At 72.1% G+C, this 20536-nt stretch carries 23 protein-coding genes; 8 read left to right on the top strand and 15 right to left on the bottom strand.

Features of this window, described 5'->3' with window-relative positions; all coding sequences use genetic code 11:
- Positions 1-63: 63 nt before the first annotated feature.
- Positions 64-1086, top strand: a complete 1023-nt coding sequence (locus O1Q96_RS12485; protein WP_269248238.1) for a CopD family protein — start codon at positions 64-66, stop codon at positions 1084-1086.
- On the opposite strand, the gene O1Q96_RS12480 is transcribed toward O1Q96_RS12485, so the two are convergent.
- The 7 genes from O1Q96_RS12480 to O1Q96_RS12450 form a co-directional block, all read right to left on the bottom strand.
- Positions 1055-1741, bottom strand: a complete 687-nt coding sequence (locus O1Q96_RS12480; protein WP_269248237.1) for a lysoplasmalogenase — start codon at positions 1739-1741, stop codon at positions 1055-1057. The genes O1Q96_RS12485 and O1Q96_RS12480 overlap by 32 nt on opposite strands.
- Positions 1738-2631, bottom strand: coding sequence for a sterol desaturase family protein (locus tag O1Q96_RS12475; RefSeq protein WP_269248236.1), 894 nt, complete (start codon positions 2629-2631; stop codon positions 1738-1740). Before O1Q96_RS12475 ends, O1Q96_RS12480 begins: the two co-directional genes overlap by 4 nt.
- Positions 2632-2754: 123 nt before the next feature.
- Positions 2755-3465: a VIT1/CCC1 transporter family protein gene (locus O1Q96_RS12470; RefSeq protein WP_269248235.1), complete on the bottom strand. Its 711-nt coding sequence runs from the start codon at positions 3463-3465 to the stop codon at positions 2755-2757.
- Positions 3466-3571: 106 nt separating this feature from the next.
- Entirely contained in the window at positions 3572-4801 is a 1230-nt protein-coding gene (locus O1Q96_RS12465; RefSeq protein ID WP_269248234.1) for an amidohydrolase family protein, read from the bottom strand.
- Positions 4798-6084 carry an amidohydrolase family protein gene (locus O1Q96_RS12460; RefSeq protein ID WP_269248233.1) on the bottom strand — a complete coding sequence of 429 codons (1287 nt, stop codon included), beginning with the start codon at positions 6082-6084 and terminating at the stop codon, positions 4798-4800. Before O1Q96_RS12460 ends, O1Q96_RS12465 begins: the two co-directional genes overlap by 4 nt.
- A 20-nt stretch (positions 6085-6104) precedes the next feature.
- Positions 6105-6989 carry an SDR family NAD(P)-dependent oxidoreductase gene (locus O1Q96_RS12455; protein ID WP_269248232.1) on the bottom strand — a complete coding sequence of 295 codons (885 nt, stop codon included), beginning with the start codon at positions 6987-6989 and terminating at the stop codon, positions 6105-6107.
- The gene (locus O1Q96_RS12450; protein WP_269248231.1) at positions 6989-7786 is read right to left on the bottom strand and encodes an acetoacetate decarboxylase family protein; all 798 of its coding nucleotides are present in this window, start codon (positions 7784-7786) and stop codon (positions 6989-6991) included. Before O1Q96_RS12450 ends, O1Q96_RS12455 begins: the two co-directional genes overlap by 1 nt.
- Before the next feature lie 457 nt (positions 7787-8243).
- On the opposite strand from O1Q96_RS12450, the gene O1Q96_RS12445 reads away from it, so the two are divergent.
- The 5 genes from O1Q96_RS12445 (at position 8244) to O1Q96_RS12425 (ending at position 13158) form a co-directional block, all read left to right on the top strand.
- Positions 8244-9239 (top strand): DEDDh family exonuclease, encoded by a 996-nt coding sequence (locus O1Q96_RS12445; RefSeq protein ID WP_269248230.1) that lies wholly within the window; start codon positions 8244-8246, stop codon positions 9237-9239.
- A gap of 79 nt (positions 9240-9318) precedes the next feature.
- A complete protein-coding gene (locus O1Q96_RS12440) occupies positions 9319-9552 on the top strand; it encodes a hypothetical protein (protein WP_217454597.1) in 234 nt (77 codons plus the stop codon).
- A gap of 49 nt (positions 9553-9601) precedes the next feature.
- Positions 9602-10393, top strand: coding sequence for an SURF1 family cytochrome oxidase biogenesis protein (locus tag O1Q96_RS12435; RefSeq protein ID WP_269248229.1), 792 nt, complete (start codon positions 9602-9604; stop codon positions 10391-10393).
- A gap of 177 nt (positions 10394-10570) precedes the next feature.
- Positions 10571-12397, top strand: coding sequence for a glycoside hydrolase family 15 protein (locus tag O1Q96_RS12430; protein WP_269248228.1), 1827 nt, complete (start codon positions 10571-10573; stop codon positions 12395-12397).
- A gap of 5 nt (positions 12398-12402) precedes the next feature.
- The gene (locus O1Q96_RS12425) at positions 12403-13158 is read left to right on the top strand and encodes an SDR family oxidoreductase (RefSeq protein ID WP_269248227.1); all 756 of its coding nucleotides are present in this window, start codon (positions 12403-12405) and stop codon (positions 13156-13158) included.
- Positions 13159-13310: 152 nt separating this feature from the next.
- On the opposite strand, the gene amaP is transcribed toward O1Q96_RS12425, so the two are convergent.
- From amaP to O1Q96_RS12400, 5 genes are all read right to left on the bottom strand, one after another.
- Positions 13311-13889 carry an alkaline shock response membrane anchor protein AmaP gene (amaP, locus tag O1Q96_RS12420; protein WP_269248226.1) on the bottom strand — a complete coding sequence of 193 codons (579 nt, stop codon included), beginning with the start codon at positions 13887-13889 and terminating at the stop codon, positions 13311-13313.
- A 4-nt stretch (positions 13890-13893) separates the two neighbouring features.
- Positions 13894-14568: a DUF6286 domain-containing protein gene (locus tag O1Q96_RS12415; protein WP_269248225.1), complete on the bottom strand. Its 675-nt coding sequence runs from the start codon at positions 14566-14568 to the stop codon at positions 13894-13896.
- Positions 14565-14867, bottom strand: coding sequence for a hypothetical protein (locus tag O1Q96_RS12410; protein WP_269253578.1), 303 nt, complete (start codon positions 14865-14867; stop codon positions 14565-14567). The genes O1Q96_RS12415 and O1Q96_RS12410 overlap by 4 nt, the downstream gene beginning before the upstream one ends.
- Before the next feature lie 122 nt (positions 14868-14989).
- Positions 14990-15184 carry a hypothetical protein gene (locus tag O1Q96_RS12405; protein WP_269248224.1) on the bottom strand — a complete coding sequence of 65 codons (195 nt, stop codon included), beginning with the start codon at positions 15182-15184 and terminating at the stop codon, positions 14990-14992.
- A 54-nt stretch (positions 15185-15238) separates the two neighbouring features.
- Positions 15239-15733: an Asp23/Gls24 family envelope stress response protein gene (locus O1Q96_RS12400; protein ID WP_269248223.1), complete on the bottom strand. Its 495-nt coding sequence runs from the start codon at positions 15731-15733 to the stop codon at positions 15239-15241.
- 85 nt (positions 15734-15818) lie between these two features.
- Between O1Q96_RS12400 and O1Q96_RS12395 the strand changes: the two genes are divergently transcribed.
- Entirely contained in the window at positions 15819-16547 is a 729-nt protein-coding gene (locus O1Q96_RS12395; protein ID WP_269248222.1) for a nucleopolyhedrovirus P10 family protein, read from the top strand.
- Positions 16548-16622: 75 nt separating this feature from the next.
- On the opposite strand, the gene O1Q96_RS12390 is transcribed toward O1Q96_RS12395, so the two are convergent.
- The 3 genes from O1Q96_RS12390 to O1Q96_RS12380 all read right to left on the bottom strand — a co-directional run bounded on the left by O1Q96_RS12390 (position 16623) and on the right by O1Q96_RS12380 (position 19768).
- Positions 16623-17414 (bottom strand): enoyl-CoA hydratase/isomerase family protein, encoded by a 792-nt coding sequence (locus O1Q96_RS12390; RefSeq protein ID WP_269248221.1) that lies wholly within the window; start codon positions 17412-17414, stop codon positions 16623-16625.
- 132 nt (positions 17415-17546) lie between these two features.
- Complete coding sequence (locus O1Q96_RS12385; protein WP_006123601.1) at positions 17547-17768, bottom strand: helix-turn-helix domain-containing protein; 222 nt, start codon at positions 17766-17768, stop codon at positions 17547-17549.
- A gap of 401 nt (positions 17769-18169) precedes the next feature.
- Positions 18170-19768 (bottom strand): ABC-F family ATP-binding cassette domain-containing protein, encoded by a 1599-nt coding sequence (locus O1Q96_RS12380; RefSeq protein ID WP_269248220.1) that lies wholly within the window; start codon positions 19766-19768, stop codon positions 18170-18172.
- 258 nt (positions 19769-20026) lie between these two features.
- On the opposite strand from O1Q96_RS12380, the gene O1Q96_RS12375 reads away from it, so the two are divergent.
- On the top strand, positions 20027-20440 hold the full coding sequence (locus O1Q96_RS12375; protein WP_217454336.1) for a VOC family protein: 414 nt from the start codon (positions 20027-20029) through the stop codon (positions 20438-20440).
- The last annotated feature ends 96 nt before the right edge of the window (positions 20441-20536 follow it).

The following is a 20536-nucleotide window of genomic DNA, read 5'->3' as shown; positions in this document are numbered from 1 at the left end:
GCCGCTGCGCCAGTTGTTTTCCAGGACTTGCCCCGATCTGGGACGACTGGTGAAGATCTTGAGGTGAGTTCGATAAGACCGACTGCCGACACGGGTGGCGGGGCGGGCGCGCCCCGGGTGAGTGCGGCCTCCGTGCAGCGTTCCGTCATCGTCGTGGCCCTGGTGGCCCTTGCCGCGCTGATCCCGCTGCTCGGGCCCTCCGTCGCGCTGCGCGGCACGGGTGAGGCCGCCGCGCCCGGTGCGGGCGGGATCGCGCTGCTGCGGGCGGTCCTGTTCGCGGCGGTGTGCGTGCCGGCCGGCGAGCTCTTCGTCGCCCACTTGGCGCGCCGGGTGCCCGGCGCGCCGCGGGAGGACGCGCCGCGCAGCTGGGCCCCGGCCGCGGCCGCCGTCGGTTGCGTCGCCGCGCTCGGTCTCGCCTCGGTGGTGGCCACCGGGAATCTGGTGCCGCGCAGCGTCTCCGACATGGACATCGGCGGGCTCTACCAGTCCAGGGACGGCGCGCTCGCGCTGCTGGAGGTCAACGCGTTCGTCGTGGCGGGCCTGTGCGCGCTGTCGCGCCGCCCGTCCACCCAGGTCTGGCCGCTGGCCGCCGTCGCCGTCGCGGAGGCGCTGCGCGCCCATCCGGTGACCGAGCTGAGTCCGCTGGTCGGTTCGGGCCTGACGCTGGTGCACGTGATCTGCGCGGCGCTGTGGGCGGGCGGGCTGCTGTACGTGCTGCGGACGCTGATGCGGTGGCGGCACACGGCTCCTGTGGAGGGGGCCGCGCTGTTGGGTCTCTACGCGCGCGTGGCGGCCGTTCTGCTCGCCGCGATCACCGCGACGGGGGTAAGCAGCACCCTGCGCCGGATGCCGCCCGGCACCGTCCTGGAGCAGCTGACGACGACGGCGTACGGGCGCACGCTGGTCGCGAAGATGCTCCTCGTGGTCGTCGTCGCCGTGCTCGCGCTGTGGGCGCGTCACCGGCTGCGGCGGGCGGCCGATCCGCTCACCGCCCACTCCCCCGCGCGCGCGGAGGTCGTGGTTCTGGGCCTGGTGGTGGCGGTGTCGGCCGTGCTCACGGCAGTGCCTGTGCCGATCCGCTGGTGAGCGGCCGGGTTTCTGGGGGCGAGCGGACGGCGAGCACGCCCGCTGCCAGCAGGCACTGGGCCGCGAGGTAGGTGAGCATGATCCAGAGGTCGGGCCGTGGCGGCTGCGGCCAGTCGGCGACACCGGTGGCGATGAGGGTGTCCGACAGCATGAACAGCGCGCCGCCCGCGCCCGCGACGGGCCCGAGCCGCGTGGCGCCGTACGCCATCGCGGTCAGCAGCAGGCTGTAACCGGCGACCGGGACGCGGAGGTCCGCCGGAAGGCCCGGCCACAGGAGGGTGACGGTGGCCACGAGGGCGAGGACGTACGCGGCGGCCGTGAGACGGCTTCCCCGCGCGCGGGGGGAGCTTTTCGCGAGGCTCCTCCTGAACAGCAGCAGGTAGCACACATGGCCCGCCGCGAAGGACGCCATCCCGGCGAGGAACGCCGGTTCGGCGTCGAGGAGGAGCAGGACGTCGCCGCCCCAGCCGAAGAGCAGGGCGCCGACGAGGAGCGCGGGCCCGCCGTACAGGTGGGCGCAGACGGCGAGCAGGGGCATCAGCAGCGGCTTGGCCAGCGTGTGACCGGTGTCGTGACCGAGGGCCAGCGAGACGAGATCCACGACGCCCGCCAGGCCGAAGGCGACGAGCGGCACGCGCGCGTGGCGTGCGTTCACGCGGCGGGCTCCGTGAGGGACTTCTCCGGGGCGGCGGCCCGCGCCGGAGCGGGTGCCGGCACCGCCGGCTGCCAGCCCGGTCCCCGGAACACCCGCCCCGCCCGCTCGCGCCAGCTCCCCGCCGCCCGCAGGTCCCTGGCGATGGCGGCGTACTCGTGGGTGGCGACCCGGAGCGGGTTGTACGTGCCGATGTTCTTGGTCAGTCCGTACACCGGCCGGTCCGTCTCCGGGACGAACGACCCGAAGAGGCGGTCCCAGACGATCAGGATGCCGCCGAAGTTCCGGTCCAGGTATCCGCCCTGGGAGGCGTGGTGGACCCGGTGGTGCGAGGGCGCGTTGAAGACGGACTCGAAGGCCCGGGGCAGTTTGCCGATGCGCTCGGTGTGGATCCAGAACTGGTACACGAGGTTCACGGACGAGCAGAAGGCGAGCGCCGCCGGATGGACGCCGAGGGCGATGAGCGGGACGTAGAAGGGCCACACGGTCCAGGTCGTCCAGGGCTGTCGCAGGGCGGTCGTGAGGTTGAACTTCTCGCTGGAGTGGTGCACGACGTGACAGGCCCACAGGACGCGGATCACGTGGTGCCCTCGGTGGGACCAGTAGTAGAAGAAGTCCTGGCCCAGCAACATCAGTGGCACGGTCCACCACAGGACGGGCACGTGCAGTGGTGTCAGCTCATATACGGCCGTGTAGACGGCGAGGATCGGGATCTTCCACAGGAAGTCGAAGGCCAGACTGCCCAGGCCCATGCCGACACTCGTGGCGGCGTCCTTCGTCTCGTATCCCGCGGCGGACTCGTCCGGATGGACGCGGACACTCACCATCTCCACCACGGTGAGCAGCACAAACGCGGGTATCGACCACAGCACGACATCGGGCAGGTTCGGCATGTCTGCACCGTAGGACGGCCCGTCGCCCGCGGCTAGACGTTGTTACCCACAAGTATTACCAGGGGTACGCGCTTGCTTCTTGGCGATCTCCACCAAGGGGCCTCGCCCCCGGAACAGGGGTCGTCACACGCCCGCCGCCCCCAGCAGCGCCCCCGCCCCGTACGTGACGGCCATGGCCAGCCCTCCGCCCAGCATGTTCCGCGCCACGGCCGGGCGCGGGCTCGCGGCTCCCAGGCGCGCGCTCCCCCACCCCGTGACGGCCAGCGCGGCGAGCACCGACCCCACGGTGACCGGGAGCCTCGCGTCGGCGGGCGGCAGGACGATGGCCAGCAGCGGCAGCAGCGCCCCGACCGTGAACGCGAAGAAGCTCGCCCAGGCCGCGTGCCACGGGTTGGTCAGCTCGTCCGGGTCGATGCCGAGCTCCACGCGCGCGTGCGCCCGCAGCGCGTCCCGTTCGGTGAGCTGTTCCGCCGCCTCCCGGGCCACGTCCAGCGAGAGCCCGCGTTCGGCCAGCAGGCCGGTGAGCTCCTCCAGTTCCGCCTGTGGCTGTTCCCGCAGTTCCCGTTGTTCCAGCGCCAGGGCCGCCTTCTCGGAGTCCCGCTGGGTGGAGACGGAGACGTACTCTCCGGCGGCCATGGACATCGACCCGGCGAGGAGCCCCGCGAGCCCGGCCGTGAGGAGCGCGGAGCGGTCGTCCGTGGCCCCGGCGACGCCGACGACGAGGCCCGCCGTGGACACGATGCCGTCGTTGGCGCCGAGCACGGCGGCCCGCAGCCAGTTCAGCCGGGAGGCGAGCGCACCGCCGTGGGCCTCGTCGTGGATCGGTTCGGTCACAGGGGCGAGGATCCCACCACGCGCGGTTCCCGCCCCGGACCGACCCGGCACGGGAACCGCGCCCGCCCGGCCCGGGATCCGGCGGGGCCCCGGCGGACGAATCCCGTCACCAGACCCGTACCGACCCTCCCCGGGCGAACACCGGACTCGTCGCGTCCGCCGGAGGCTCCTCGAGGGGTTCGGCGATCTCCTCCACCGTGGGCCCCACCTTCGCCGCGACGCGATCGAGGAGGTCCAGGTCGAAGCCGTAGACCCGGGCCGCGTTCCCGCCGGTCATCGCCGTGATCTCCTCGCGCGTCAGACCCGCGTACGCGATCCGCAGTCCCTCTCTGCTGTAGGGGTACGTGCCCTCGTCGTGCGGGTAGTCGCTGCCCCACATGATCTTGTCGAGGCCGATGCGGTCCCGCAGCGGCACCTCGTGGGGGCGCATGAAGCTCGCCCCGACGAAGCAGTTGTCCCGCCACACCTGTGAGGGCCCCTTGCCCATCGAGGCGGCGAGCCCGGCACCGAACTTGGACTCGGCCGTGGACGCCTTCGCCGCCGCGGCCACCAGACGGCCGTGGTAGTAGTCCAGCATGTCGAGCACCCCGGGGATCCAGCCCGAACCCTGCTCGGTCAGCACCAGTCTCAGGCCGGGATGCCGGCGGAACGCGCCGCCGAAGACCAGGTGCCACAGCGCGCGGTGCGAGAACCAGGTCGTCTCCACCATGAAGACCGCCCGGGCCGCGGGCTCCTCGCCCAGCGGCGGCGAGGCCGAGCCCGCGTGGTGGTTCACGGGGACGCCCAGTTCCTCGCACACCGCCCAGATGGGGTCGTACGCCGACGAGTACAGCTCGGGCAGTCCCGAACCGGGCGGGGTGCCGGGCAGCAGCAGCCCTCCGGTGAGGCCCGCGTCGACGGCCCACCGGATCTCCTTCACCGCCTCGCCGACGTCGTTCAGAAGGATCTGGAAGACGCCCGCCCGGCGCCCGGGGGCCGCCGCGCAGAAGTCCGCGAGCCAGCGGTTGTGCGCGCGCAGACCGGCCCAGCGCCGCGCGAACTCGCCGACCGTCGGCGCCGGTGCCATCAGGGATCCCGACGGGAAGAACGGCGGGATGGTGTTGGGGAAGACGACCTCCGCGACGATCCCGTCCCGCTCCAGCTCCGCGAGGCGCCGGTCCGAGTTCCAGTTCTTGTCGGCCGTGTCGGCCATCAGGTCCTCGTACGGGTTGACGTACGAGGCCGCCCAGCCGTCGAAATCGTCGTGGAACGCCTTCGCCAGGTAGGGCCGGTAGTCGAGGAGGTCGGCTCCGGCATGGCAGTCGGCCGAGATGACGGTGTACCGGTCCTCGCTCACGGGGCCACCCCGAGGACCGGGAAGTCGTGATCCGTCAGCCAGTGCCGGCCCACTTCGCGCGAGCGCGCCCAGGACGCCTCGACCGCCTGCTGGTCCTCGGACTGGCCGAGCTCGGCCGGGGTCGGACCGATACGCCGCGCGAGGGGGGCGAGCTTTCCGGTGTCGAAGCCGAAGACCTCCGCGGCCGCGAGGCCCAACATGCGGCGCGTCTCGGCGACGGGGATGTCGTGGAAGGTCCGCGACAGCCACGCGCGCGTGTCGGGCCAGGTGCCCTCGGGGTGCGGGAAGTCGCTGCCCCAGAGGATGTTGTCGACACCGATCTCGTACCGCTGGGCCAGCTCGCGGCGCTTGGTGTTCGTCGCGCAGACGAAGACCTGGCGGTCCAGGTACTCGTGCGGCGGGCGCGTCAGCTCCGCGAAGGGGGACAGCTTCTTGCCGCCGTGCGCGCCGAGGTACAGCCGGTCCATGAACCACAGCAGGTTCGGCAGCCACCAGCACCCGGACTCCGCGACCCCGAACCTGAGTCCGGGGTGCCGCTCGAAGACGCCCGACCAGAGCAGGAACCACAGCGGCCGGGCCGGCCACCAGGTCACCTCGCTCACGTAGATGCCGAGGTGGTCGCCGTACTCGTGGCGCGGCGCCGCTCCGGAGTGGGTCAGCACGGGCATCCCGCACTCGGCCGCCGCGGCCCACACGGGGTCGTAACGGCGGTCGTGGTACGGCTCCTTGTCGACCCACATGGAGGGGATCATCAGGGCGCCGAGTCCGGACTCCCTGGCGCGGTGGATCTCGGCGACGACCCGGTCGGTGGGGGCCGTGACGGGCAACAGGGCGACTCCGCAGTGCCGTTCGGGGTTCTCGCCGACGAACTCCGCGAGCCACCGGTTGTGCGCCTGCGCGCCCGCCATGCCGAGTTCGGGGTCGTGGTCGCCGGAGAGCCCGAGGCCCACCCCGAAGGGTGCGGCCGTCCGGCTGTCCACGGCGTCGGCGTCCGGGAAGACCACCTCGGCCGCCACGCCGTCGCCGTCCAGTTCCTTGAGGCGCTGCGCGGGGTCCCAACCACCGCGCAGACCCTCCTCGTTGTCGTGGAACCACTTGTCCGCGAAGGCCTCGTTGCGGATGCCGAGGCGGGTCATCTCCTCGCGGCGGCGGTCGCGTCCCGCGAGGAACTCGTCGAAGTCCCGGTGGAAACGGGCATCCAGATAGGGCCGGTACTCCTCGGTGGGCAGCCCAGCGTGGCAGTCGGAGGAGATGATCAGGTAGGGCTCCGTTGCAGAGGCCATAGCGGCTCCTCGGTCGGTCCTCAGTCCAGGATGAAGCTCTCCAGGTACGCCGGATCGGCGCGGTCCAGCATCGACTGCGAGCGCGCCCGTATCTGCGCGTCGCTGTGGCCGCTCTCGGGCAGCAGCCAGAACCGGCCGGCCCGGATGCCGTCCACCACGAAGCCGGCGACCTCCTCGACCGGCGTGAACCGCACCTCCTTCCCGGCCTCCTTCATCGCGGCCTCCCACTGGCCGAGGCTGCGGTAGGGCGTCCGGCGGGGCCGCTGCTTCGCGTACCGGTCCGGCCGGTTGCGATGCGACTCCCACAGGCCCGTACGGAGCATGTGCGGTCCCGGGAAGAGCACGGAGGCCCCCACGCGCGCGTGCTCGGCCTTCAGATGCGCGTACAGCGACTCGGTGAGCGTCACGACGGCCGCCTTGGTGACGGCGTACACGGAGGCGGTGGGCAGGGGCGCGATGCCGCCGTCGCCGGATGAGGTGTTGACGACGTGGCCCGGTTCGCCGCCCGCCAGCATCCGCGGCACGAAGGCCTGGACGCCGTGGAAGACGCCCCACACGTTGACCGCGAAGGCCCATTTCCAGTCGTTCGGGTCGTGCTCCCACATGCGCCCCTCGGCGCCCGAACCGACCCCCGCGTTGTTGCACAGGACATGCACGGCACCGAACCTCGCGTACGTCTCCTCGGCGAGCGCGACGACCTCCTCGCGCTCCCCGACGTCCACCACACGTGCGTGCACCACGGCTCCGTCCTCGCGCAGCCCGTCGGCGGCCTTCTCCAGGGCGCCCTTCTCGACGTCCGCGAGGACGACCTTCAGCCCTTCGGCCGCGAACCGCCGGGCCATCGCGAGCCCGATGCCGCTCGCCGCTCCGGTGACGACGGCGACCTGCCCCTCCTCCAGATCCATCAGGCACTCCCTTCAGGGGGGCCGTCGAGGATCTGCCGCGGATCGTCGTAACGCTGGTGGATGTACGGCAACAACGCCTGTGCGTCCACCCGTTCGACGACCCTGCCTCTCTGGTCGGTCGTCTTCTCGCCGAGGGTGATCTCGACGAGGGTGCGTACGGGCAGGTCGGCGACCGGGTCGTACATCGATTCGCGCAGGACGACGTCGCCGGTGATCCGCTCCAGCCTGCGCACCTTCTCGTTGCGCACGCAGTGGACGAGGACGGGGTCGGCGTCGAAGCCCGAACCGTCCACCGCCGGAAGGAACTTGAAGTAGAAGTCGGTCTTCGGGAGCGGCTCCGGGACGGGCAGCGGCCCGCTGACGGCCCCGCGCACCTCGACGAACTCGATGCCGTGGCGGGCCAGGGCGGCGCGTACGACGAGGCCCTCGCGCTCGACCGTCACCTCGCCCAGCTTCTTGGGCTCGCCGAAGACCTCGCGGCCGCCGACGAGGGCCCGTTCGTGGGTCATCGGCATGACGAGCGGATACCAGCCCTCGACGCCGTCGTGCGCGGCGGCCACGGCGAACGAACCGGCACCCAGGGGATATCCGGCCAGGTCGACCTTGCTGATGTTCACCCGGACCAGAGGGCGTCCGGTGGGTTTGAGCGGAGGCGGCAGGACCGCCGCGACCGCGTCCGGGTCGCTCTCCCAGAGGGCCACCACGCCGGTGGACCAGATGTCGGGGAGCCGGGAGCTCGCGGTGCGCGCGGCGGCGATCTCCGCCCCGGTCCGCGCGCCGTACCGTACGCGTGCCATGCCGTACCGCCCTTCGCGTCGCGTGCATTCCAGGCGCGCAGCACAGTCGCATCGAGCACGGCAATGGTCCATAGCCGTGCAGGCACGAGCCCGCACGAAATCGGCGGGGCAGGCCCGCCCGGGCCCCGGACGGCACCCCTGCCCGCCACGCAACTCCCGTGCCGCGCGGCGCGTTTCGGGGGCGGCGGGCGGCGGGCGGTTCCGCACGTGTGGGCGCGCCCCGGCGCAGTACCCGGGCGCGGGGGCGCTCGGGGGCGCGTACGGGGGACGAGGACCCGCCACCCGCCCGCGCCGTCGCCCGGACCGTCCGCACGGGGAAACCGTCCGCCCTCTTCGAGAAGGCGCTGGTGGCCGCGCTGTTGACGGAGACTTCTGACGGAATGCCAGACTCCGGATGCTCCCCGGAGCCGGACTCCGGGGACAGGACTGTCAGTCGCGCCCCTTATCCTCAGTGACCATGCTCGAAGACCGTCAGACCGCACCGTCCGCCGCCCCGTGGCCGGCCGCGTATCCGCAGGGGTACGCGGTCGTCGACGTGGAGACCACCGGACTGGCCCGTGACGACCGCATAGTGTCGGCCGCGGTCTACCGGCTGGACGCGCGCGGCGAGGTCGAGGACCACTGGTACACGCTGGTCAACCCGGAGCGGGACCCGGGCCCGGTGTGGATCCACGGCCTGACGAGCGACGTGCTCGAAGGGGCTCCCCTGTTTCCGGAGATCGCCGAGGAGTTCACGGCCCGGCTCCAGGGCCGGGTGCTCGTCGCACACAACGCGGTCTTCGACTGGGGGATGATCGCCCGGGAGTACGCGCGCGCCGAGCGTGAGGCACCGGTCCGTCAGCGGCTGTGCACCATCGCCCTGTCCAAGGAGCTGGGCCTGCCGCTGGCCAACCACAAGCTGGAGTCGCTCGCCGCGCACTTCGGCGTCGTGCAGCAGCGCGCGCACCACGCGCTGGACGACGCGCGGGTGCTCGCGGAGGCGTTCCGGCCGAGTCTGCGGGCCGCCGCGCGCGACGGTGTACGGCTGCCGCTGCTGGAGTGCCGGCCGCTGACGGAGTGGTCGGACCGCTCGGCCCCGCGCATCGGACGGCAGTCCGGGGGCTACCCGTCCGGGGGTTATCCGTCGGGGAGTTGGCGCCCCTCGCGCAAGCGGCCCGCCTGCCCGTACCCGAACCCGGGACGGTACGAACCGGGCAGGCAGCTCAAGCAGGGCATGCGCATCGCGTTCTCCGGGGACACCTCGGTCGAGCGCGACCTCCTCGAGGACCGCGCCGTAGAGGCCGGACTGCATGTCGCGACGAGCCTGTCCCGGCTGACCAGCCTCCTCGTCACGAACGACCCCGACTCCGGTACGTCCAAGGTGGTCAAGGCCCGGCAGTTCGGCACCCCGGTCGTCGACGAGGCGGCCTTCGGGCAGCTCCTCGGGAACGTGGAGCCGGCGTCGGACGCGTGACCGTGCGGACGGGTGATTGCCGCGCGACTCGCCCGGAGCCCTCTCGCCCGGGCCTTCGCGACGGCCCACCCTGTGGCGCATGGCGACATGTGAAGTTTGCGGCAACAGCTACGGAATGACCTTCGAGGTGCACGCGCAGGGCGCTGTGCACGTCTTCGACTGCTTCTCCTGCGCGATCCACCGCATGGCACCCATCTGCGAGCACTGTCGTGTCCAGATCATCGGGCAGGGCGTCGAGGTCGAGGGCCACTGGTACTGCGGTGCCCACTGCGCCCGCGCGGAGGGAAAGGTGGGGATCGTCGACAAGGTGTGACCCGGTACCCGACCGAACACACCCCACGGCCCGGTTGTACGGTCGTGGGGTGTACCGCTTCCTGTTGTCCCGGCAGTGGGTGATCCTCACCCTCATCACGCTCACGCTCATCCCGACGATGATCGAGCTGGGTTTCTGGCAGCTGCACCGGCACGAGCACAAGGTCGCGCTGAACCACGTGATCTCCGACTCGCTGGCCGCGAAGCCGGTCCCCGCCGAGTCGCTCACCGCACCGGGCCGGGCCGTCGGGCGCGACGACCTGTACCGCCGGGTGACCGCGAAGGGCACCTTCGACACCGCCGACGAGGTGGTGGTCCGCCGCCGCACCAACTCCGACGAGGAGGTGGGCTTCCACGTGCTGACACCGTTCGTCCTGGACGACGGCCGGGTCCTCATGGTCAACCGGGGCTGGATCCCCGCGGACGGCGCGCAGACCGAGTTCCCGAAGATCCCCGCGCCCGCGAAGGGCGAGACCACCGTCACGGGCCGGCTGATGGCCGACGAGACGACGGCCGACAGCGGTATCAAGGACGTGCGCGGCCTCCCCGACCGCATGGTCATGCTGATCAGCAGCGAGCAGCAGGCGAAGGCCCTCGGCAAGGAGGTCCTCGGCGGCTACGTCGAGATGACCGCGCCCGAGCCGAAGGGCGACAGCCCCGAACTGATCGCGGAACCGGACCACAGTGGCATCGGCCCCCACATGGCGTACGCGATCCAGTGGTGGCTCTTCGCCGCGGGCGTCCCCGTCGGCTGGGTGGTCCTGGTCCGCCGTGAGCGCCGCGACCGGGCGGAGGCGGCCGAGGCCGAGTCCGCGCCGGAGGCCGAGCCCGCCGTCGTCTGACTCCGGAAACCGGGCCGCACCCCGTCTTTCCAGGAGTGCGGAACCGCGTCCCCTCAGGGTCGCGGTGAACTGGGCGTCAAGCCCCCACCGGAACCGCGACACAGCCGAACCGACAAAGGGATCAGGCGAGCCGATCCGCCGGGATTGATCACCGGATCCGCCGGGAACCCGGCACACGTGCACCCTTCCATCGAGGACTACGCGCTCATCGGCGACCACCAGACCGCCGCCCTGGTAGGGCGGGACGGTTCCATCGACTGGCTCTGTCTGCCCCGGTTCGACTCCGCGGCCTGCTTCGCGAAGCTGCTGGGGGACGAGGAGAACGGACACTGGCGGATCGCGCCGGAGGGAGCGGGCGTCTGCACGCGCCGGGCCTACCGGCCCGACACCCTCGTGCTCGACACCGAGTGGGACACCGAGGAGGGCACGGTACGCGTCACCGACCTGATGCCCCAGCGCGACCGCGCACCCGACGTCGTACGGATCGTCGAGTGCCTCAAGGGCCGGGTGACCGTGCGCAGCACGCTGCGGCTGCGCTTCGACTACGGCTCGGTCGTACCGTGGGTACGCAGGTCGGACGGCCATCGGGTGGCCGTCGCGGGCCCCGACTCGGCGTGGCTGCGCAGCGAGCCCGAGGTGCACACCTGGGGCGAGGACTTCGGGACGCACTCGCAGTTCACGATCGACGAGGGCGAGCAGGTCGCCTTCGTCCTGACCTGGCACCCTTCGCACGAGGCGCGCCCCGAGCGCGTCGACCCGTTCGATGCGCTGACCCACAGCGTCTCCGACTGGCAGGCCTGGGCGGCCCGCTGCCGCTACGACGGACCCCACCGGGACGCGGTCGTCCGCTCCCTGATCACCCTCAAGGCCCTCACGTACGCGCCGAGCGGTGGCATCGTCGCGGCCCCCACGACCTCGCTCCCCGAGGAGATCGGCGGCGTCCGCAACTGGGACTACCGCTACTGCTGGCTGCGCGACTCCACGCTCACGCTGGGCGCGCTGCTCGCGTGCGGCTACCAGGAGGAGGCGGAGGCCTGGCGCGACTGGCTGCTGCGCGCGGTGGCGGGCGATCCGGCGGACCTGCAGATCATGTACGGGCTGGCGGGCGAGCGGCGGATCCCCGAGTACGAGCTGGCGTGGCTGCCCGGCTTCCGCCGCTCGGCACCGGTGCGGATCGGCAACGACGCCGTACGGCAGTTGCAGCTCGACGTGTACGGAGAGGTGATCGACTCGCTCACCCTGGCGCAGCACGGGGGTGTGCCGGCCAAACCGGACATGTGGCGGCTGCACCAGGCCCTGATGGACTTCCTGCACGAGGCGTGGCGCAAGCCCGACGAGGGGCTGTGGGAGGTGCGCGGGCCGCGCCGTCACTTCGTGCACTCGAAGGTGATGGCGTGGGTGGCCGCCGACCGCACCGTACGCACCCTGGAGGAGAACCCCGGGCTGGACGGGGACGTGGAGCGCTGGCGCGCGATGCGCGACGAGGTGCACCGCGAGGTGTGCGAGCGCGGATTCGACCCGGAGCGGAACACGTTCACCCAGTCCTACGGCTCCCGTGAGCTGGACGCCGCGCTGCTGCTGATCCCCCGCCTCGGCTTCCTGCCGGCCGACGACCCGCGGGTGGTCGGGACGGTCGACGCGGTGCGCACGGAACTCGCCCGTGACGGCTTCGTGCACCGCTACGACTCCGACCGGGGCGGATCGGACCTGAAGGACGTCGACGGACTGCCGGGCGGCGAGGGCTCGTTCCTCGTCTGCTCGTTCTGGCTCGCCGACGCCCTGCACCTGACGGGCCGTACGAAGGAGGCCCTCGACCTGTTCGAGCGGCTGGTCGCGCTCCGCAACGACGTGGGGCTGCTGGCCGAGGAGTACGACCCCGTGGCCGGCCACCAGCTCGGGAACTTCCCCCAGGCGTTCAGCCACATCGGGCTGGTGGGCTCGGCCCTCGCCCTGTTCGACGGCACGGGGGAGGCTGGAGTGCCCGATGCGGACGAGGCAGGATAGGAGCCATGGATCTTGGACTGAAGGACCGCGTCTACGTCGTCACCGGAGCAACGCGCGGCCTGGGCCACGCCTGCGCCCGTGAACTCGTCGGCGACGGCGCGAAGGTGGTCATCACCGGGCGCGACGAGAAGACGGTGGGCGAGGCGGCCGCGGCGCTCGGCCCGAACGCGCACGGCGTGGCCGTGCACAACGCCGACCCCGCGGCCCCCCAGAGCCTGATCGCGGCCGCCCGGGAGCGCTTCGGCGGCTTCGACGGCATCCTGGTCAGCGTCGGCGGCCCGCCGCCCGGTTTCGTCGCCGACAACACGGACGAGCAGTGGCAGTCGGCGTTCGAGTCGGTCTTCCTCGGCGCGGTCCGGCTGGCGCGTGCGGCCGCCGCCGAGCTGGGCGAGGGCGGGGTCATCGGCTTCGTGCTCTCCGGCTCGGTGCACGAGCCGATTCCCGGTCTGACGATCTCCAACGGTCTGCGTCCCGGGCTCGCGGGCTTCGCCAAGTCCCTCTCCGACGAGCTCGGCCCGCGCGGCATCCGGGTGGTCGGTGTGCTGCCGGCCCGGATCGACACGGACCGCGTGCGGGAGCTGGACGGGTACTCGGCCGATCCGGAGGCCGCCCGGGCTGCCAACGAGGCGCGGATTCCGCTCCGCCGGTACGGGAGGCCGGAGGAGTTCGGCCGAACGGCCGCGTTTCTCCTGTCGCCCGCGGCGTCCTATCTGACGGGGATCATGGTGCCGGTCGACGGTGGGGCCCGGCACGGGTTCTGAACCCGTGGGCCGTACGGGCTGTGAACCCGCGGATCGCTTGGGTTCAAGACCCGTACGGCCGTCCCGTTCCTGACGGTCGTCCTTCGCCCGCGGGCCGTGGGGGCCGGTCGCGCAGTTCCCCGCGCCCCTCAGCCGTGTCCCAGGGGCGCGGCTCAGGTGACCCTTTCCGCGGCGTGTCTGGCGCCGTGCAGGCGGACCTCCGTCGGGAGGGACGTGAGGCCGGCCGAGTCCCTCGCGTGGGCGAGTGCCTCCGTCGTCAGCCGGTACAGGGTGTCCTCGGGGTCGGCGTGCGGCTCCAGCAGCAGCCGCACCCGCGCCCCGGGGCCGCCGCGCCGCCCGGTGAGCGACACCCGCGCGCCCCGCACCCCGTCCAAGGCGCCCGCCTCACCGCCCAGTACGCCCTCCAGGGCCCGCCCTCTCAGCAGCGCGCCCTCGCCGTCGCCGGTGTCGACGAGCACCTCGGTGAGCCGGCGCCGCCGCAGCACCGCGACGAGCCACCACAGGGCGAGCAGCACGGCCACGGCCAGCACCGCGATGACGGTCGGCCACCACCAGCCGTCGTCCCGCCAGCGCGTCCGGTCGGCGTCGCTCAGCAGCACGTCGTGCCGCCCGTCGTGGATCCACCACGAGGGCGGGTCCACGCCGAGGCCGATGGCCAGCACGGAGCCGCCGAGCACCACCAGGAGCAGGCCCGCGAGGCCCAGCAGGACCCGGTTCGCGATCCTCAGCACCGCTTCACCCCTTCCTGTCCGACCGTGCGACACGCACCGACAGCGCGGGCCGCCGGGCGAGGCCGAGCCGGCCGACGCCGTCGGTGAGCGCGGCGTCCAGGTCGGCGCGTACCTCGTCGAGTTCACGGAAGTGGGAGACCGCGCGGACGTCGACCTTCGTACGTCGCATACGGACCTTGACGGATTGCACGCCGGACACTTCCATGGCCCGGTCGCGCAGCACCATGGCGGCGGCGTCCCGGTGCAGTCCGGCCCGTACGTCGGTGTGGGCGCGCCGCATCGGCAGGACGCCGCGCAGTCCGGGGGTCGCGGCGAGGACGATCAGCCACAGGCCCAGAACCGTCGCGACACCGGCGCCGACGAGCATCCAGGTGTCGTCGAGGGGCCGCTCGGCCAGCTCGTCGGCCAGGGACCTGCGCCAGTGCATGGCGGGCCGGTCGGCACGGACGGCGGCGACGTCGTACAGCAGGAGGCCCGCGGCGGCCAGGACCAGCAGCGCGAGGACGCCCGCGGGGACTCGGCGGGCGGACCAGAACCGGCCGCTCCCGTCGGACGTGTCCCCGAGGGTCGGCGGGGGTGCGGGGTCCGCCGCGGAGGCGGACCGGCCGGGTTCGGCCTCGGTCGTCTTCTCAATGACGGGCAGGTGTCGGGTGTCTCCGGATCCGTGGAGCTCGCTCATTGCGTCCTCCCCTGTACCGCGCCGCGCGTCTGTGCGGAATGCAGCCGCTCCACCTGGACGGCGACCTCGGGTACTTTCATTCCCGCCAACGCCTCTACCCGCTGGGCGACTTGGCGACGCACGGCACCGCACCGGGCGCCGATGTCGCCGGGGTAGCCGAGTTCCACGGTGACCCGGACACGGGCGAGGCCGTGGTGGACGACGACCGTGGCGTGCGGGGGCGCGGCGTCGGGGGGCGGCGCGTCGAGCGCCTCGCGCGCCGCCTGTGCGGCGATCTTCGCGACGACCCGGTCGGCGATCCGGGTGGCACCGCGCTCGCCCGGCGCGACGGCGTGGCTCGGACCGCCGGGCCGGACGAGCGCCCGGGACCCTGCTGCCTCACCGGTCTCCGCGGCCGTGGCGGACTCACCGGGCACGCCTGTCACCGCCGGCGGTCGTCGCGGGTGCCGCGGGAACGGAAGAAGTCACCGGGATCGAGGTCCCCTTCCAGGAAGCGGCCCACGACGAAGCCGGTGGCTCCCAGCGCCGCCACCAGGAGGAAGGCACCGAACCCGCCGAAGTACCCGGCGAAGCCCAGCGCCATTCCGGCGATCATGCCGATCACGGCCATGCTCATGGTGCGCTCCTCAGCAGGTCACTCAACAGGCACCGGCGGGTCGCCGGTGCGGCGTCACTGGAGCCGGGACTCCGGTTCCTCGTCCTCTTCGTCCGGCAGCTTGACATCGCTGACCGCGATGTTGACCTCGACGACCTCCAGGCCCGTCATCCGCTCGACGGCCGCGATGACGTTCTCCCGTACGTCGCGGGCGACGTCCGCGATGGACACGCCGTAGTCGACGACGATCTCCAGGTCGAGCGCGGTCTGCAGTTCACCGACCTCGGCCTTGACTCCACGGGTGGCGGACTTGGCGCCGCTGCCCGGCACCCGGTCGCGTACGGCGCCGAAGGTCCGCGAGATCCCGCTGCCCATGGCGTGCACGCCGAGGACGTCACGGGCGGCGAGCCCGGCGATCTTCTCGACGACGCCGTCGGCGATGGTGGTACGCCCCCGGGCGGCCGGGTCACCACCCCCGCGCTTGGTCATCCCGGTCTTCCTCGTCTGCTGCGGGTCCGTCTGCTCGGCCTCGGGGCTCTCCGGCCGGTTCCGCTGCGTCATGTCGCTCATCGCCGTGCATCCCTTCGGTAGGCCTCTTCGCCCACACTAAGTCGGGTTGCCGCGTCGCGCGCCGGGGATACGGCAGGCTGGAGTAATGACGGCGGACCGATGGACCCAGGCGGTACGGCACCAGATCGGCCTCGGCAGGCTGCTGCCGCTGGGCGGCGCTCGCGACGGCGCGTGGATCACGGAGGCGGCGGCCACTTCCGTGCTGCGCCGCGCGGTGCGTCATGTGCCGGGCGTACGTCTCGACGCGCTGCGGCTGTCCCTGGCCGACCCGGACGGCGCGTCCGAACCCGCCGTGCCCCCGCCGCCGAGCGCGCTGCCACCGGGCCCCCTGCGCATCACCGCGGAGTTCGCGGCGCCGCTCACCCCGGACGAGCCTCTCCCCACGACCGCGTCCCGCCTGCGCGCGGCCCTCGCCTCGACGGCGACGGACGGACTGGGTCTGTCGGTCACGGAGGTGGACCTACGGGTGACGGGTCTGCTGGAGGAAGGCGCGGGCCCTCCGCTGCCCGCCGAGCCCGACGCCGACGACGTACACCCCGACGAACCGCGCCCCTCGCCCGGCACGGACGAGGCACGCGTGAGCGCCGCGGCCCTGTCCGTGCCGGGCGTGACCGCCCTGACCCGCAAGGCCCGCGTCGAAGAGCGCCACGCCGACACGGCCCTCCCCCGTCGGCACGTCCTCGTGGAGATCAGGGTCGGGACGGCCGGGCGGGCACTGGACGTGGCCCGGGCCGTCCGCGCGAAGGTCACGGAGGCGCTTCCCGATCACCCATCGGTGGCTGTTCTGGTGACCGCGGTGAGCCCGGGCTCCTAGGCGCTCGGGGCCAGGAACGTCATGCGGCTCCGTCGTGGGCGTCCGGCCCCGCACCTGCGCCCGCTCGGGACGGACTCAGTCGCCCACCCCGGCGAGGTCCCGCAGTCGCCGCCCCTGGGCGGCACGCTCGGCGGTCCGCTGCTCCTCGTACGTACGGCTCACCGCACCCTGCAGCAGGGTCTTCGTCTCGATGAGGGCGTCACGGGGCGTGGCGAGCAGCGCGGCGGTCAGTTCACCCACCGTGTCGTCGAGCTGGCCGGCCGGTACGGCGATGTTCGCGAGCCCGGTCCGCTGGGCCTCGTCGGCCAGCACGAACCGGCCCGTGGCGCAGATCTCCAGCGCCCGGGCGTAGCCGACGAGTCCCACCAGCGGATGCGTGCCCGTGAGGTCCGGGACGAGGCCTAGGCCGGTCTCGCGCATGGCGAACTGCACGTCGTCCGCGACGACGCGCAGGTCACACGCGAGCGCGAGCTGGAAGCCCGCCCCGATGGCGTGTCCCTGCACGGCGGCGATGGACACGATGTCGCTCCGTCGCCACCAGGTGAAACCCTCCTGGTATCCGGCGATGGCCGCGTCGAGCTCGGCGTCGGTTCCCCTCGCGAGATCGATGAAGGACGGTTCGCCCTCGAACCCCTCGGGCGTGAACGCCTGCCGGTCGAGCCCCGCGGAGAAGGACTTGCCTTCGGCGCGCAGCACGACGACACGGACGGTGCCCGGCAGCAGCCGACCCGCCTCGGCCAGCGCCCGCCACAGAGCGGGGCTCTGCGCGTTGCGCTTGGCCGGGTTGGTCAGCGTCACCGTGGCGATCGCCTCGTCGACGGTGAGCCGTACGCCGTCCTTGTCGAGCAGCGGGTCGAACGAAGCCATGGGGCGCCTCCGATGGGTGCGGTCAGAGCGGGTGCCGTGGAAGCACACCCTTAAGTGACTGCACAGTAACCACCCGGGCGGTCGATCGACCGACCGGGTGGTCACCATCGGAGAACGAGGCGCCGCCCGGCGTCAGGCCGACGCGGCCTTCTTGCCCCGCGTCGCTCCACCACGCCCACGCAGCGTGACGCCCGACTCACTGAGCATCCGGTGCACGAAGCCATACGAGCGGCCGGTCTCTTCGGCCAGCGCCCGGATACTCGCACCGGAGTCGTACTTCTTCTTCAGGTCTGCCGCGAGCTTGTCGCGCGCGGCGCCGGTTACCCGGCTGCCCTTCTTCAGAGTCTCGGCCACCCGTGCCTCCTCAAGGAAGTGCGCTCTGGACTTCTCATGATCACCCCTCAAGAGCTTCCTGGCCACCCATTCGGCAAGGTCAGTAGGACAAGCTTTGTGCCGCGGAAGCCCGTCACCACGAGCGGAATCAGGGATTCCATCCGTCCTTGTCCGTACGGCCGAACGAGGTCGGCCGTGAATGTCCAGGTCAGCGACGCGCGACGGCCGGACCCTCGGGAAGGAGGAGCCCGGCCGCGAAATCGATGTAGGACACACCTCGGTACGAGGAGATCTCACACAGATGATGGATCACGGATCGGCCGAATGATCCATACGAAGTGGATCAGTGATTCGATCAAGCGCCCGGACTGCACGCGGAACCGCACGGGGGCCGCGTGTGGACCGGCCGCCGGTCCGGCCGCTCAGGCGAGGGCCACCAGGTCCAGGTAGTCGGCGCCCCACAGGTCCTCGACGCCGTCGGGCAGCAGGATGATCCGCTCGGGCTGGAGCGCCTCGACGGCTCCCTCGTCGTGGGTGACGAGGACGACCGCGCCCTTGTAGGTGCGCAGGGCGCCGAGGATCTCCTCGCGGCTGGCCGGGTCGAGGTTGTTCGTCGGCTCGTCGAGGAGCAGGACGTTCGCCGACGAGACCACGAGGGTGGCGAGCGCGAGGCGGGTCTTCTCGCCGCCGGACAGGACACCGGCCGGCTTGTCGACGTCGTCGCCGGAGAAGAGGAACGAGCCGAGCGTCTTGCGGACCTCGACGAGGTCCAGGTCGGGGGCGGCCGAGCGCATGTTCTCCAGGACCGTGCGCTCGGGGTCGAGCGTCTCGTGCTCCTGCGCGTAGTAGCCGAGCTTGAGGCCGTGGCCCTCGATGACCTCGCCGGTGTCGGGCTTCTCGGCGCCGCCGAGGAGGCGGAGCAGGGTCGTCTTGCCGGCGCCGTTCAGGCCGAGGATGACGACGCGGGAGCCCTTGTCGATGGCCAGGTCGACGTCGGTGAAGATCTCCAGCGAGCCGTACGACTTGGACAGGCCCTCGGCCATCAGCGGGGTCTTGCCGCACGGGGACGGCTCGGGGAAGCGCAGCTTGGCGACCTTGTCGGACTTCCGCTCGGCCTCCAGACCGGCGAGGAGCTTGTCCGCGCGCTTGGCCATGTTCTGCGCGGCGACGGTCTTGGTGGCCTTGGCGCGCATCTTGTCGGCCTGCGAGTGGAGGGCGGAGGCCTTCTTCTCGGCGTTCTGCCGCTCGCGCTTGCGGCGCTTCTCGTCGGCCTCGCGCTGCTGCTGGTACAGCTTCCAGCCCATGTTGTAGACGTCGATCTGGGCGCGGTTGGCGTCCAGGTAGAACACCTTGTTGACGACCGTCTCGACCAGGTCGACGTCGTGGGAGATCACGATGAAGCCGCCGCGGTACGTCTTCAGGTAGTCGCGCAGCCAGACGATCGAGTCGGCGTCGAGGTGGTTCGTCGGCTCGTCGAGGAGCAGGGTGTCCGCGTCCGAGAACAGGATGCGGGCCAGCTCGATACGGCGGCGCTGACCGCCGGAGAGCGTGTGGAGGGGCTGGCCGAGCACCCGGTCGGGCAGGTTGAGCGCGGCGGCGATGGTGGCGGCCTCGGCCTCGGCGGAGTACCCGCCCTTGGTGAGGAACTCGGTCTCCTGGCGCTCGTACTGCCGCATCGCCTTCTCGCGGGTGGCGCCGGAGCCGTTCGCGATGCGCTGTTCGTTCTCGCGCATCTTGCGGATCAGGGTGTCCAGGCCGCGCGCGGAGAGGACCCGGTCGCGGGCCAGCATGTCGAGGTCGCCGGTGCGCGGGTCCTGCGGGAGGTAGCCGACCTCGCCGGAGCGGGTGACGGCGCCCCCGGCCGGGGTGCCCTCGCCTGCGAGGACCTTGGTGAGCGTGGTCTTTCCCGCTCCGTTGCGGCCGACCAGACCGATGCGGTCGCCCTTGGTGATACGGAAGGTGGCGGACTCGATGAGGACGCGGGCACCGGCACGCAGCTCGATACCGGAAGCGGAAATCACGGACAGACTCCTGGGCAGGGTTGGTGACGGGGCGGGCGGCTGTGGTCGTTCACGCCGTCTAATGCGCGAGGAGAATGGCCATGGGCCAAGTCTAACGGGGCGATGCAACCACTTTTCCTGCGTGCGGGTGTTCGGGACTGTGACGCTCATTGCCCGGCAGGGCGTTGTCGGTGCCGGGTGCGAGACTGTGGGGCAGGTCACATTCAGGCGATGTTCCGGCAGCGGGGCGGAACAGCGGGACCAGAGGGAGTGATCGGTATGGCAGGCACGGACGGCGGGCGCCCGAGCATCTATCCGACGTTGCTGTACGCGGACGCCAAGTCCGCGATCAAGCAGCTCACCGAGGCCCTGGGCTTCACCGAGGCCTCGGTGTACGAGGACGAGGACGGCAAGGTGGTGCACGCCGAGCTGGTGCAGGGCAACGGCGCGGTGATGCTGGGCTCCAAGGGCACGGGCAGCCGCTTCGACGAGGCCATGAAGAGCGCGGGGCCCACCGGGGTGTACGTCGTCGTGGACGACGTGGACGCACACCACCAGCGGGCCGTCGACCACGCGGCGGAGATCCTGATGCCCCCGACGGACCAGGACTACGGGTCGCGGGACTACATGGCCCGGGACATCGAGGGCAACATCTGGAGCTTCGGCACGTACGCCCCGGAGACCCGGGTCTGACCGGTCGGCCCCTGTCCGGCCGACCCCGGAGTCGGCCCGTCGGTCAGCCGGCCAGCGGAACCGGCTGACCGGCTGACGATCAGCCGTTCGTCCGTC

The sequence above is a fragment of the Streptomyces aurantiacus genome, from assembly GCF_027107535.1.
Classification (GTDB): Bacteria; Actinomycetota; Actinomycetes; order Streptomycetales; family Streptomycetaceae; genus Streptomyces.
This window is presented reverse-complemented; position numbering and strand designations above follow the sequence as displayed.